The organism is Paenibacillus tritici (assembly GCF_018207515.1).
GTDB classification, from domain to species: domain Bacteria; phylum Bacillota; class Bacilli; order Paenibacillales; family Paenibacillaceae; genus Paenibacillus_AQ; species Paenibacillus_AQ tritici.
Genome location: NZ_CP073365.1, coordinates 7,304,526 through 7,317,560 on the forward strand (window position 1 = coordinate 7,304,526; position 13,035 = coordinate 7,317,560).

At 56.4% G+C, this 13,035-nt stretch carries 11 protein-coding genes; 5 read left to right on the top strand and 6 right to left on the bottom strand.

What is annotated here, in order from left to right; translation table 11 throughout:
- Positions 1-76: 76 nt before the first annotated feature.
- Positions 77-553 carry a MarR family winged helix-turn-helix transcriptional regulator gene (locus tag KDC22_RS31385; protein ID WP_211721454.1) on the bottom strand — a complete coding sequence of 159 codons (477 nt, stop codon included), beginning with the start codon at positions 551-553 and terminating at the stop codon, positions 77-79.
- A 564-nt stretch (positions 554-1,117) separates the two neighbouring features.
- Here KDC22_RS31385 and KDC22_RS31390 point away from each other — a divergent pair.
- The 4 genes from KDC22_RS31390 (at position 1,118) to KDC22_RS31405 (ending at position 4,446) form a co-directional block, all read left to right on the top strand.
- A complete protein-coding gene (locus KDC22_RS31390) occupies positions 1,118-1,825 on the top strand; it encodes a futalosine hydrolase (protein ID WP_246553146.1) in 708 nt (235 codons plus the stop codon).
- Positions 1,825-2,676, top strand: coding sequence for a 1,4-dihydroxy-6-naphtoate synthase (locus tag KDC22_RS31395; protein ID WP_173135875.1), 852 nt, complete (start codon positions 1,825-1,827; stop codon positions 2,674-2,676). Before KDC22_RS31390 ends, KDC22_RS31395 begins: the two co-directional genes overlap by 1 nt.
- A 135-nt stretch (positions 2,677-2,811) precedes the next feature.
- Entirely contained in the window at positions 2,812-3,636 is an 825-nt protein-coding gene (locus KDC22_RS31400; protein ID WP_211721455.1) for a class I SAM-dependent methyltransferase, read from the top strand.
- A gap of 132 nt (positions 3,637-3,768) precedes the next feature.
- Entirely contained in the window at positions 3,769-4,446 is a 678-nt protein-coding gene (locus tag KDC22_RS31405) for a hypothetical protein (RefSeq protein ID WP_343221866.1), read from the top strand.
- A gap of 1,230 nt (positions 4,447-5,676) precedes the next feature.
- Here KDC22_RS31405 and KDC22_RS31410 read toward each other — a convergent pair.
- The 4 genes from KDC22_RS31410 to KDC22_RS31425 are packed head-to-tail and all read right to left on the bottom strand — an operon-like array spanning position 5,677 to position 9,512.
- Entirely contained in the window at positions 5,677-6,750 is a 1,074-nt protein-coding gene (locus KDC22_RS31410) for an ABC transporter substrate-binding protein (RefSeq protein ID WP_211721456.1), read from the bottom strand.
- A complete protein-coding gene (locus KDC22_RS31415) occupies positions 6,747-7,574 on the bottom strand; it encodes an ABC transporter permease (protein ID WP_173136344.1) in 828 nt (275 codons plus the stop codon). Before KDC22_RS31415 ends, KDC22_RS31410 begins: the two co-directional genes overlap by 4 nt.
- 14 nt (positions 7,575-7,588) lie before the next feature.
- Positions 7,589-8,398: an ABC transporter permease gene (locus KDC22_RS31420; RefSeq protein WP_173135869.1), complete on the bottom strand. Its 810-nt coding sequence runs from the start codon at positions 8,396-8,398 to the stop codon at positions 7,589-7,591.
- On the bottom strand, positions 8,388-9,512 hold the full coding sequence (locus tag KDC22_RS31425; RefSeq protein WP_173135867.1) for an ABC transporter ATP-binding protein: 1,125 nt from the start codon (positions 9,510-9,512) through the stop codon (positions 8,388-8,390). The genes KDC22_RS31420 and KDC22_RS31425 overlap by 11 nt, the downstream gene beginning before the upstream one ends.
- 291 nt (positions 9,513-9,803) lie before the next feature.
- On the opposite strand from KDC22_RS31425, the gene KDC22_RS31430 reads away from it, so the two are divergent.
- Positions 9,804-10,907 carry an FUSC family protein gene (locus KDC22_RS31430; protein ID WP_211721457.1) on the top strand — a complete coding sequence of 368 codons (1,104 nt, stop codon included), beginning with the start codon at positions 9,804-9,806 and terminating at the stop codon, positions 10,905-10,907.
- Between the two features lie 352 nt (positions 10,908-11,259).
- On the opposite strand, the gene atzF is transcribed toward KDC22_RS31430, so the two are convergent.
- Positions 11,260-13,029: an allophanate hydrolase gene (gene atzF, locus KDC22_RS31435; RefSeq protein ID WP_211724270.1), complete on the bottom strand. Its 1,770-nt coding sequence runs from the start codon at positions 13,027-13,029 to the stop codon at positions 11,260-11,262.
- Positions 13,030-13,035: the final 6 nt, after the last annotated feature.

Sequence of the window (13,035 nt, forward strand, 5' to 3'; positions counted from 1 at the left end):
CTATTGAGGCTGCCGAAGTGAGCTTGTCATACGGGAAACTATCAGGCGGGAAGCCTTCTGGCGATTGCTGCCGCTCCTATACGCCCTTGCCCAGCTTCTTCAGCAGCAGTGTCGCCTGCGCCTTCTCTTCGCTGTCCAGTCCGCCCATCAGATTGTGTATAGAATCGACATGCTGCGGAAAAATATCATCGAACAGCTCACGCCCGGCCTCTGTAATCTCGGCATACGTAACGCGGCGGTCGTCCTCGCATGGAACGCGCTTCAGCAGTCCCCGCTTCTCCAGCTTGTCGATATTGTAAGTGATGCTGCCGCTGGTGACCAGAATCTTCCCGCCAATCTGCTGTAGCGGAATCCGGTTTCTATGATACAGGACCTCCAGCACCATGAACTCGGCCGATGCCAGTCCGTGGCTCTTCATATCCTTCACCGCCTGATCCATCAGGCTCTTGTAAGCCTTGGACAGAACGACGAACAATTTCAGCGATGCCGCCTGCTCCTGCTCCGTCTGACGGTCAGCTGCTGCGCCTGTTGTTGTGTCATTATTGCTGCTCATGGGATGCACCTCCTGTCAGTTTTGCGTTTGTCTTTAAGTTAATTATCTTTAAGTTAAGATAAATATATATGATCCTGAGCGTCCTGTCAACTGTCTTATAGAGATTGAATTAATAAACCTGCGAGAGAGTGGCTGGAGCGTAGCTTAACCCTCATATATTTCTTATATAATGGAATAACGTATGCACTGGACAGCTCCGGTTGGCAGATACCGCAAACAATAGGGGAACGCCGAAGACTACCCCACTCCTTGCCACAAGCAAGTGGAATAACGTAGCTTAATTTGCCGATTTCCGGGACTTTTACGGAAGCAGGTGGATAATCTACAACTATTGGGAGCCTTATTCACTGCTTTGAGTGAACTATGCTTATTTAAGTGCTGTTTATCCAATTGCTGTCTTGGCAGGGTTCATTTGTTCATCAGCAAGTGGATTATTTCCAACTCCCCTCCGCTCCCCATCAGCAGATTTGACCTGTTCTCCAAAACGGCGTAGACTTTCAAAAGGTGAGTAAATACCGGGGAATTGTCCCCTTAAGCAGGCCTGATTACAAAAGGAGGCTGATTATGGAAGCGAAGGTTGAGTTGAATTCGCAGAGCGCCGCGGGCACAGAAGCGGCGGACGGGACCCGGGCGCAGCGCGTGCTGATCGTGACGGCAGTCGCGGCCGAGCGCGAAGCGGTCCTGCGCGGCCTGCGCGGCAGCAGCAGGTTCGACGTCATCGCTGCGGGCGCCGGCCCCGCAGCGGCAGCGGCGGGCACCGCCGCCGCTCTGGCAGCCGGCTCCTACGGCTGCGTCGTCAGCGCCGGGATCGGCGGCGGCTTCCCGGGCCGGGCGTCCGTAGGCTCGCTGGTCGTCGCCAGCGAGATGCTGGACGCGGCCCTCGGCGCAGAGACGCCCGAGGGCTTCCGCAGCGCTGCCGAGCTTGGCTTCGGCAGCGTGTCCGTGCCTGCGCCGGGCGGCACGGTCCAGGCCCTTGCGGCCGCGCTGGCAGCGGCCGGCCTCACGGTAAGCACGGGCCCCGTGCTTACCGTGTCCACCGCGACCGGCACCGCCGGGACGGCCGCGGCCCTTGCCGCGCGCCATCCGGAGGCAGCGGCGGAAGCGATGGAAGGCCACGGGGTTGCCGTGGCCGCCCATTCCCTGGGGATCGCGGCGCTGGAGCTGCGCGCGATCTCGAACGCGGTCGGCCCGCGTGACCGGGCCGCCTGGAAGATCAATGAAGCCCTGGACGCCCTCACGGCGGCTGCGGCTATTTTACTGGAGGTGTTGTAATGACCACCGAGCTTCACATTGCCTATTCCCCTTGTCCCAATGATACCTTTGTCTTTCATGCCTGGGCGCACGGCCTGATTCCCGGCGCACCCAAGCTGGATGTGACTTTTGCCGATATTGATATCACTAACGGACTTGCAGCAGACGGTACCGGGCCTGAAGTGCTCAAGATTTCCTACGCCGCCCTTCCCTGGGTACTGGACAAGTACAAGCTGCTGCCTTGCGGCGGTGCATTGGGCAGGGGCTGCGGTCCGCTAGTGCTGACACGCAAAGGCGCAGGCGCCATCAAACATCCGCGTGAGTTGTCCGGCCGCCGGATTGCCGTGCCGAGCGAACGTTCCACCGCTTACCTGCTCTTCCGGCTGTGGGCAGCGCAGCAGGTGCCGGACGGTCCGGCTGAGATCGTCGTTATGCCTTTCGATGAGATCATGCCTGCCGTGCAGAAGGGGGAGATTGATGCCGGACTCGTCATCCATGAAGCCCGCTTCACTTATCCGTCCTACAACCTCAATTTGCTGACCGACCTCGGAAGCTGGTGGGAGAGCGACACCGGCCTGCCGATTCCGCTGGGTGCGATTATTGCCCGCCGTGATCTGGACCATGAGGCCATTACCGGCTACGTGCGCAGCTCCCTTCAGTATGCCTGGGACCATCCCCTGGACTGCCAGGAATATGTACTGAGCCATGCCCAGGAGCTCTCACCAGAAGTGGCAAAATCGCATATTGACCTCTACGTCAACGAATTCACAATGAATCTGGGCGAGGACGGCTACGCGGCAATCTCTGCCCTGCTGACCCGCGCCGCTGCGGAGGGTCTCGTTCCTGCTATTGATCCGTCACTTCTGCGCTAGCAGGAGGCCGCCGTCCCTTAACAACCCGGTTCGCTTACCATCGCTTCTGCGCTGGTAAGCGAACCGGCTGCGGACCTTCTTTCAGGCTCATGCCTACAAGCAAGAAAATCATCCTTTCTTAAGGAGGCCGTTCTTATGATTCCTTCAGGCAACAGCAAAGCGAACATTGACCGGTTCCTGGGATACCAGGACGAATATGACCGTTACCGGCCCGAAGCCCCGCCGCTGGTAATTGAACTGCTGAGTAATTACCTGGGCCGCCGCCCCTCCCTGGTCGCTGATATTGGCTGCGGCACCGGCCTGTCCACCTTCCTGTGGAAGGGCGCCGCTGAAGCGGTAACCGGAGTAGAGCCTAATCTGGATATGCTTAGCAAGGCCCAGGAAAAGCTGCGCCTTTTGGATGCCGGAGCGGAGGTTGTGTCTTTTGTGCAGGGGTACTCCAACCAGCTTCCCTTCGAGACAGAGAGTGTGGACATCATCACCTGCTCGCAGTCGTTCCACTGGATGGACCCGGGCAGCACCCTTCAGGAGATCTCGCGCTGCCTGCGGCCCGGCGGAGTATTCGCCGCCTATGACTGTGACTGGCCGCTGGTGCTGTGGCCTGCCATCGAAGCCCGTTACAACCGGCTGATCGCAACTTCGGATGCCCTGCTTGCGGAGCTTCAGCCCGGTGCCGATCAGGCCAGGAAATGGGACAAAGAAGGACATCTGGGCCGGATCAAAGCCAGCGGATTATTTAGCTTTGCCAGAGAGGTTGTTTTTCATAACACCGAATCATGTGATGCACAGCGCTATATCGGACTGGCCCTCAGCCAGGGCGGAATCCAATCCCTTTTGAAGCTCAGCCCCGCCTCTCTGGAGCAGGACATTGCTGAGTTCTCCTTAGAGGTAGAGGAGTTCTTCCAGGGCCGTACACTGCAGGTGCCGATAAGCTACCGGATGAGGGTCGGCGTGAAATAAAACTTTACCCGCTCCCTTTGTAGCCATAATTAAGCTTTTAACCTATACTTAATAACAACGAGACGAAGAACGTCCCGGTTGCCCTCAAGCGAGGGTGCCGGGGCGTTTTCTATTTTCCGGGGAGGCTTGAGAATGATGACATTTGAAGAAGCACATCTGCAATTTATTAACGGGCATCTGGGCAGCAGAGCTGAGGGAGAACGCCGGGCAAGATTGGAACGGGGGCATCGCCATGCTGAGATTCTGTTCCTGAAGAACATCTGGTGGCCTCTGCGGGGCCAGTTTGACAATCTTCATCCGGAATATGAGGTGATGGACTGGCGGGGAAGATCCTATTTTGCAGACTTCGCCTGGTTACCGGGGTACGTGAAGCTGCTGATCGAGATCAAAGGCTATGCCTCGCATGTACGCGATATGGACCGGACCAAATACTGCGGCGAGCTAAACCGCGAAACGTTCCTGTACGCTATGGGTTATCATGTAGTTTCGTTCGCGTATGATGATGTCGAGCAGAGGCCTGAGCTATGCATGACTTTACTCCGGCTATTGCTGGGCAGATACCAGCCCGCCGAAGCGCCAGTCTCACGTGTGCAGTTAATGGAGCAGGAGGTGATCCGGCTGATCATCCATCTGGCCCGGCCCATTCGCCCACAGGATGTGAAGGAGCATTTCTCTGTTGATTACAGAACCGCAGTCCGGACGTTACACAGTCTGTCTGACAAAGGCTGGCTTCTTCCGGTCCCCACCACCCATCAGGAACGAACCGCCCGCTATGAGCTGAAGCGCAGTGCGCTTGAATATTTCAATTAGTCTGCACCAGGAGCAGCACGTTTGCGGTTCCGCAGCAGATCCATATGATGCGGTCAGTTCCGAGATGCAGGTAGTTGCGGGCCATTGACTGTAGGTAGATGAACAGCTACAGCGTCTGCGGAACACCACCACAATACTTCGTCTGATCGACGTTTGCCCAGTAACATTATCTGTATAGGAAAAGTTCCGCTCAGCTTCAGCAGAACCATCGGCAGCTTGCAGATGCTTCTGCGGGCTGCTGGTTGCTGGTTGTTGGTTGTTGGTTGTTGGCTATCGTCTGGCGGTTGCTCACTGCTGGTTGCTGTCTAGTCTCTGCTAGCTACCGTCTGCCAGCTGTCTGCTACTGGCTGCCGGCTACTGTCTGCTGGCTATCGCACTGGGAACCAGAGATTCCTGCAAGCAAATGGAAAAATGTATCTTAATTTCTCGATTCCGGCGGATTATAGGCAAGCAAGTGGAAAAACAGCATCTACTACCGGAGGTTCCAGCTACTTTGGGTGAAATGAGCTAATTTAAGTGCTGTTTATCCATCTGCTGTTGCGGCAGTGGTCATTCGCTCATCAGCAAGTGGAGAAAATCCAACTGCTGTTGCCGGGCTGGTCCTGTTCTTGGTCCTGTTCTCGGTCCTGCCCTTGGTACTGTCCCTGGTCCCGCCCCGTCCCCATACCAGTCTCCATAGCATCCGAACTTTGTCTGCTGCTACCGTCTGTCGGCTGCTGTCTGCTGGCTATCGCGCTAGGAACGGAGTGGTCCTGCAAGCAAATGGAAAAATGTATCTTAATTTCTCGATTCCGGCGGATTATAGGCAAACAAGTGGAAAAACAGCATCTACTACCGGAGGTTCCAGCTACTTTGGGTGAAATGAGCTAATTTAAGTGCTGTTTATCCATCTGCTGTTGCAGCAGTGGTCATTCGCTCATCAGCAAGTGGATAAAATCCAACTGCTGTTGCCGGGCTGGTCCTGTTCTTGGTCCTGTCCCGCTCCTCGTCCCCGTTCCGCGTCCCTGTCCTCATCCCTGCCCCTCATCCCTGTCCTCCCCGTCCCTGCCCCATCCCTACCCCTCATCCCCGTCCCTGTCCCTGTCCCTGTCACCCGTTCCCGTCCCCCTGTCCTCTGTCCCTCGTCCCCGATCCCCATCCCACTCTCCACAGCATTCAATCGGCCTCCCCACGGCAGACAAAAATACCCGCACGCGAAACCACGCGTGCGGGCACTTCAATAACCGATGCCTACTTCTTATTCATCTTGAACTTCAGGAACAGCTCATTATAGTGGGCGAGCATCCGCTTGCCGAGGTTGTCGTAGACCTCCAGCCGGTCTGTAATCCCGGCGGGCGGGTAGAAGCGCTCGTCGCCGGAGATGTCCTCCGGCAGCAGCTCAAGGGCAGGAACATTCGGCGTGGAATAGCCGACGTATTCCGTATTCTGGGCCGCCACATCCGGGCGGAGCATGAAGTTGATGAACTTATGCGCCCCTTCGATATTGGCGGCTCCGCGCGGAATGACCATGTTGTCGAACCATATGTTCGAGCCTTCCTCCGGCACCACATAATCCAGCTTGTCGTTCTCATCCATAATCTCGGAAGCATCGCCGGACCAGACGATTCCGACAGCCGCCTCTTCGTTCGCCAGCAGCATCTTGATCTCGTCGCCGACGATCGCCTTCACATTCGGCGACAGCTTGTTCAGCTTGGTCAGCGCCTCCTGCAGATGTCCTTCGTCCCTGTCATTGACGGAATAGTGCAGACTGTTCAGCGCCATGCCCATCACCTCGCGGGCTCCGTCCACCAGGAAGATATCATTCTTCAGTCTCTCATCCCATAACGAATTCCAGCTGCTGAAGTCGATGCCCTTGGTCATATCGGGGTTGAAGATAATCCCTACAGTTCCCCAGAAGTAAGGCACCGAATACAGGTTGCCGGGATCAAAGGACAGATCCATGAATTTGGAACCGATGTTGGCCAGATTCGGAAGCTTGCTGTGATCCAGCGGCAACAGCAGCTTCTCCTCCCGCATTTTGGCAATGGCATAGTCGGAAGGCACCACGACATCGAAGACCGTGCCGCCCTGTTCGACCTTGGTCAACATCGCTTCGTTGGAATCAAAGGTCTGGTAGATAACCGTAATGCCGGTCTCCTCCTGGAATTGCTTCAGCAAGTCGGGATCAATATAGTCGCCCCAGTTGTAGATCGTCAGCGTATTGCCGCCGCTATAGCCTTGGGCCGAGTTCAGCCGGGACGCCAGGAACATCAGGCCGAACGCGACGATCAGAATCGCCAGGAACGTATTCACAAGCTGCTTCATCTTGGCACCCCCGCTTCGGCAACCGGCTCTGCAATATGGACAGGCTGACGGCTCTTCCGCTGGTTAAGGTAGTAGTAACCTATTACAAGCAGAATAGTGAATAAGAAAATCAGCGTCGACAGCGCGTTAATCGACAGCGAGACCCCTTGCCGGGCCCGGGAGTAAATCTCTACCGACAGGGTCGAATATCCGTTGCCTGTGACGAAGAAGGTAACTGCGAAATCATCCAGGGAATAGGTCAGGGCCATGAAGAATCCGCTGAAGATTCCCGGCTTGATGATCGGCAGAATCACCTTCGTCAGCACATCGCGGCGCGTGGCCCCGAGATCCCGGGCGGCGTCAGTCAGTGTCGGGCTCATCTCCTGCAGATGCGGCAGGATCATGATGACAGCAATAGGGATGCTGAACGCCACATGCGAGAGCAGCACGGAGGTGAAGCCCAGCTTGATCCCGACAATCGTGAACAGGATCAGGAAGGAGGCTCCGATAATGACATCCGGGCTGACGATCAGCACATTATTCAGCGAGAGCAGTGTATTCTTGGCCCGGCGGCTGCGGACATGCTGGATGGCCAGTGCTCCGATGACCGCAATCACGGTCGCAATCGCCGACGACAAGAGGGCAATGACCAATGTGTTAATTACAATAATCATCAGCCGGGTGTCAGCAAGCACTTCACGGTAATAATCCAGCGTGAAGCCCTCGAATTCATGCATCGTCCCGCCGCTGTTGAACGAATAGTACATCAGATAGAAGATCGGCGCGTACAGAACCAGGAAGACCAGCACCAGGTAGATATTCGCAATGCCGTTTTTGTTTTTGATTTTGCGTTTGTTCTTCAACCGCCGCGCACCCCTTTCCGCGAGCTGCCCGTAAGAATCATGAACAGCGCCATAATGGCGATCAGGAATACCGCAACCGTGGAGCCCATGCCCCAATCCTGTGTGACCAGGAAATGCTGCTCAATCGCGGTGCCGAGTGTAATCACCCGGTTGCCGGCAATCAGCCGCGTAATCATGAACAGCGACAGCGCCGGAATGAACACTGCCATGCAGCCGGAGCGCACGCCTGAGATCGTCAGCGGAAAGACCACCCGCCGGAACGTCGTCCAGCCAGATGCCCCCAGATCGCGCGCAGCATCCACCAGTGACAGATTCATCTCATCCAGTGCACTGAAGATCGGCAGAATCATGAATGGAATGAAAATATACACCGATACAAATACAAAGCTGAAGCCCGTGAACAGGATCTGTTGCTCGCCCAGCCCGAGAAGATCAAAGAAGTTATTGACCGGGCCAAAGGTGCCGAAGATCCCGATGAAGGCATATGTTTTGAGCAGCAGATTGATCCAGGTCGGCAGAATAATCAGCAGCAGCCATAGCTGCTTGTGCTTGGTTCGCGTCAGCAGATAAGCAGCCGGATAGGCCACCAGGAGCGAGAACAGCGTGATCAGAAAAGCATACCAGAAAGAATTCAGCATCATCCTCATATAGACCGGCGTGAAGAAATTGACGTAGTTATTCAGCGTCAGCTTCCCGTCCAGATCGAACAGGGAATAGTAAACCACCAGCAGCACCGGTGCGATGACAAACAGCGCGATCCACAGGTAGTACGGGATGAGATAATACGACTTGCCCTTACTGTTCATGACTCTCCACCTCGCCGTACGCCTCCAGACGCTTGTCGAACTCTTCCTCCGTTTCACCGAACCGCATCACATGGATCGCTTCCGGATCAAAATACAGGCCGATCTCGGAGCCAACCTCTGCCTTGCGTGTAGAATGGACCAGCCATTCATGGCCTGAGCCGTCATAGCAGCTGATCTCGTAGTGAACTCCGCGGAACAGCTGGGAATCCACACGTACCTTCAGCTTACCGGCTTCCACGGCGGCAATCTCCAGATCCTCCGGGCGGATGACAACCTCCACCGCTTCATTCGGCTTCAGACCGGCATCGACACACTCGAACCGGTGGCCATTGAATTCAACCACATAGTCCTCAATCATCACACCGGGCACAATGTTAGATTCGCCGATGAAGTCGGCCACGAACCGGTTAATCGGCTCATCGTAGATATCGTTGGGCGTCCCGCTCTGTTCGATCCTGCCGCCGTTCATGACGAAGATCCAGTCCGACATCGCCAGCGCCTCTTCCTGGTCATGGGTAACGAAGATGAAGGTGATGCCCAGCCGCTGCTGCATCTCCCGCAGAATATACTGCATCTCTGTGCGCAGCTTCAGGTCCAGCGCCGACAAAGGCTCGTCCAGCAGCAGCACCTGCGGCTCGTTGACAATGGCCCGCGCAATAGCGACGCGCTGCCTCTGTCCTCCGGACATTTCATTAATCGCCCGCTGGTCATAGCCCACCAGATTAACGAAGCGCAGCGCCTCCTGCACCTTTTGCTGAATGACATCCTTCTTAAGCTTCTTGATCCGCAATCCAAACGCCACATTCTCAAATACGTTCAGGTGCGGAAACAGCGCATAGTCCTGAAATACCGTATTGACCTGCCGCTCGTTGGCGGGAATGTGGTTGATAATTTTGCCGTTCAGATAAATAGAACCTTCAGTCGGCTCCGCGAAGCCGGCGATCAGACGCAGAATGGTCGTTTTCCCGCAGCCCGAGGGGCCCAGCAGAGTATAGAATTTACCGCGCTCAATTTCAAAGCTCACGCCTTTGAGTACAGCCTCTTCGTCGTCATATTGCTTAATTACCTGGTCAAAAGAAATAATAGTGCCTTCCGGGGTAGCTATAGCTAACAACCTCCTTACCTTATGTAGTACAACCTATTTTACCCGCTTCTTGTTAGGGACAATCCGCCAAGATATATATTCAGCGATGATTAGCGACAAATCCTCCCCTTGTTCGACAGGCCCAATATATAGCATATAGGAATCATTCGATATATGCGATAGCTTACATTGTGAAAACCTGCACAAAAACTTAACAAGTTCGTAAAAACTTGGCCGCGTCCGGCCTGTTTTGAGGTGTTATAATGAAAACGGCTGAAAATTCATAAAATTTTACTTATTTTCACGAAAGAAGATGACAACATGGACGAGGGGTTACAGGACCGCCTTGAGAAATTTGGATTATCCCTATATATGATACGGATTACGCTTGCTGCTTCACTCTCCTGGCTGGCGGTGCACAGCATTTATGGAGACGGATATCTGTACTTCGCGCCGCTTGCGGCGATTCTGATCACCCAGAGCAGTGTCAAAGCCTCTCTCGAAAAAGGGTTCTACCGCCTGCTCGGCATTGTCCTCGGCGGAATCGTCAGCTTGGTTGTGGGCCAGTTCTTCGATGTAGGCGCGCTCTCTATCCTGCTGATGCTGCTGATCGGCATAGGAGTGGCCACAGCCTGCCGGATTAATATTCAGGCGGTCTCACAGGTCGGCGTAACTTCGGTTCTCGCTCTCACCTTCTATCATGACCAATATATCGTCTGGAGAGTCGCCGAGACGCTGATCGGTGTGCTGATTGCCCTGATCATCAATATGATTATCGTTCCGCCCAAGGGGTTCGTCAAGGTCAAGAGCTTGGCACTGAAGGGCAGCCTGACCTTGTCCGATGCCTTAACCGGCCTCGCCGCAGGCGGCCGGGAGGCCGCGCAGGCATTGGCCGCGCTGAAATCTTCCGGCGAACTGCTGAAGAAGAGCGACCGGCTGCAGAAGGAGATGCACTACACTGTGTCACACTACCAGTGCCGCAAGGAGCTTGGCACGCTGTCACAGGCTACCTCTCATCTCCTTAAGGTGCATGTCTACGTGAAGGGCATTGCCGAAGAGATCTCCCTGCTGCCGGCCCATTATGCGGCTTCCGACTGGATGCTGGAGGTTGTAACGGCGACGGCAGACTGCATTGCCCTCTACGGCAACCGGACGTTATCGGATGCCGACTGCGGCGGGCGTTCACTCCCCGAGAGTCTGCGCCGCGCCCGCGATGTGCAGCTGGCCTGGTTCTCAGAGCTGCAGGGTCAATGCCCGCTCGCCGCATTCCGTGATCTCGGAGCGGTGTTCTCTCATCTGAACCGGATTCTCGAAGAGATTGAACGTGCCGATTACGCGGCCCTTTCAACTGCACCGCAGCAAGCAAAGGCACAGCCTGCGCGCGCCATCCAATTCATACAAAAGGGACTCTTCCACAAGCTATAAGCTTGGGAGGGTCCCTTTTTTTGGTGCAGGTTGGTGCAAATCAGTGATAATTGTAAAATGTACAATTAAAAACAGCAAAAAGGCCGGCTTGCCTCTGATAACTGTAGTCCGTACAACTAAATCTGCCTGTAAGTGTTGAAGAATCAGCCGATTCAGTTGTACAAAGTGCAATTAAGTATACCCAATATACCGAAATACAAGTGGAAACGGCTTTGGCGTCTTGTAAAGGACGGCATTGGTTTCAGCGGGCATGAACAGCTTGAATCCACACCGCTTTACATGCACATCGAATCGCCCCGCAAGCCATACTCCTGCTTGCGGGGCGTTCGCACGCTCCCACAGGAGCCGCCATTCAATGCACGGGCAAATATCTCCAGCCCCCGTACGCCGTAATATTCTCGGCTCCGGCCGCGGCATACCCTTCACAGATGAAGCCGGTCACTTCCCGGCCGTCCGCAAGTGTCACCCGCCCCAGGCCCAGCGGGGCAGGAATGAGCGACGCGAACGATCCCAGCGATGCCACCGGCATCTGCCACAGCTCCAGCTCGACACTGCCTCCCCCTTCCGCTTGTCTTAGCAGGCCGGGCTTGGGCGGCACGGTCTGGAGCTTGACCAGTTCATAGCAAGGGGCTGTCCTTGCCTCCTGCCAGAACCGGGCACCATGCTCCAGCATCTGCTTCTCCAGCGGGAAGCCGCGCATATGAAGCCCGCAGACAGCCAGGGTGATCATGCCGGGAAGAACAACATCATCCGCAGCAACTTCCGGCGAACTGCTCTCTGCCAGCAACTGCGCCCCAACTCCGGCAAGCAGATGCTCGCTATCCGCGAGAGCGAACAACGTAATGCCGAAGGGCAGGCCGTCCGCCACTTCCCCGGCAGGAACTGCCACGGCTGACAGATCGAGCAGATTGCAGTGATTGGTATAACGCCCCATATCGGAGTTGGCTCCTACCGGATTAACGGCAACCTGCTCACGCTTCCAGGTTCCGCCGCAGGTCGGCAGCATCAGCACGGCCCCTTTCAGCAGCACCTCCGCTTCCCGCTTATAGCGCTGCAGCCGGTGCATCGCCTGGAACAGGCCCGCTGCGGTATGACGTTCCGCTGCCCCGGACGACAGGATAGACTCCGTTACCGGCAGCACCGCTTCCCGGTGCTTCTCTACGAATTCACCCAGTCCGGCCCAGCGCTCGGCTACCCATGGGCCATCGTACAGAATTGACGCCGCTTCGGAGAACAGCGTACAGTCCACCCGTTCAACGGGCAGTCCCAATGCCTGTACTGCGGCTTCAGCCCGTTCCCAGGCCTGACGATATTCGTCCGCATGGGGGCCATAGAAGTCCGGCGGTGCTTCCGGCAGCAGCAGCTTCGCTGGAAGACCGGCAGGCTGGAGCTTGACCGAACGCGACCAGGGGTCCGCTTCATCGAAGCCGCGCGCCGCACGGTCCACCGCGAGCGCATCCTCCAGATTGTGCGCAAACACCGTGACACAATCCAGACTGGCACAGGCCGGGACTACGCCGCGCACCGGCCAGGCGCCCAGGCTGGGCTTATAGCCGACCAGCCCGTTCAGCGCGGCAGGCACACGGCCCGAGCCGGCGGTATCGGTGCCCAGGCTGAACACAGCCTGGCCCCGGGCAACGGCAACGGCTGAACCGGCACTGGAGCCGCCGCTGATGTATTCCGGGCGCAGGGCGTTATGCGTCTCGCCGTAAGGGCTGCGCACCCCGACCAGCCCGGTGGCGAACTGGTCGAGATTGCTTTTGCCGACAGGGATCGCTCCAGCAGCCACTAATCTTGCCACAACCGCCGCGTCCTGATCCGGCAGATAAGCGAACTCGGGACATGCCGCCGTTGTGGGCAGGCCCTTAACATCAATGTTATCCTTCACCGCGAACGGAATTCCCCACAGCGGGTACTCCTGCGGATTCATCGCGCTGAGTGCCTCAAGATACGGACGGATCTGCGCATCGGCAGGCGGCTCAATCCAGATGTTCATTGCCTTATCGCGTGCAGCGCGGCGGATGATCTCGCGGATCACCTGCTCCGGGTCCAGCGCGCCGCTCAAATACCGTCTGCGCAGCCAACCGGCGGTCAGCTTCGCAGGCCATTCTGTTGTCGCCATCATTAG

What these genes read in the sequence shown, in the direction of transcription:
- KDC22_RS31385 (WP_211721454.1), bottom strand. Translation starts at nt 553, where the DNA reads ATGAGCAGCAATAATGACACAACAACAGGCGCAGCAGCTGACCGTCAG.
- KDC22_RS31390 (WP_246553146.1), top strand. Translation starts at nt 1,118, where the DNA reads ATGGAAGCGAAGGTTGAGTTGAATTCGCAGAGCGCCGCGGGCACAGAA.
- KDC22_RS31395 (WP_173135875.1), top strand. Translation starts at nt 1,825, where the DNA reads ATGACCACCGAGCTTCACATTGCCTATTCCCCTTGTCCCAATGATACC.
- KDC22_RS31400 (WP_211721455.1), top strand. Translation starts at nt 2,812, where the DNA reads ATGATTCCTTCAGGCAACAGCAAAGCGAACATTGACCGGTTCCTGGGA.
- KDC22_RS31405 (WP_343221866.1), top strand. Translation starts at nt 3,769, where the DNA reads ATGATGACATTTGAAGAAGCACATCTGCAATTTATTAACGGGCATCTG.
- KDC22_RS31410 (WP_211721456.1), bottom strand. Translation starts at nt 6,750, where the DNA reads ATGAAGCAGCTTGTGAATACGTTCCTGGCGATTCTGATCGTCGCGTTC.
- KDC22_RS31420 (WP_173135869.1), bottom strand. Translation starts at nt 8,398, where the DNA reads ATGAACAGTAAGGGCAAGTCGTATTATCTCATCCCGTACTACCTGTGG.
- KDC22_RS31430 (WP_211721457.1), top strand. Translation starts at nt 9,804, where the DNA reads ATGGACGAGGGGTTACAGGACCGCCTTGAGAAATTTGGATTATCCCTA.
- atzF (WP_211724270.1), bottom strand. Translation starts at nt 13,029, where the DNA reads ATGGCGACAACAGAATGGCCTGCGAAGCTGACCGCCGGTTGGCTGCGC.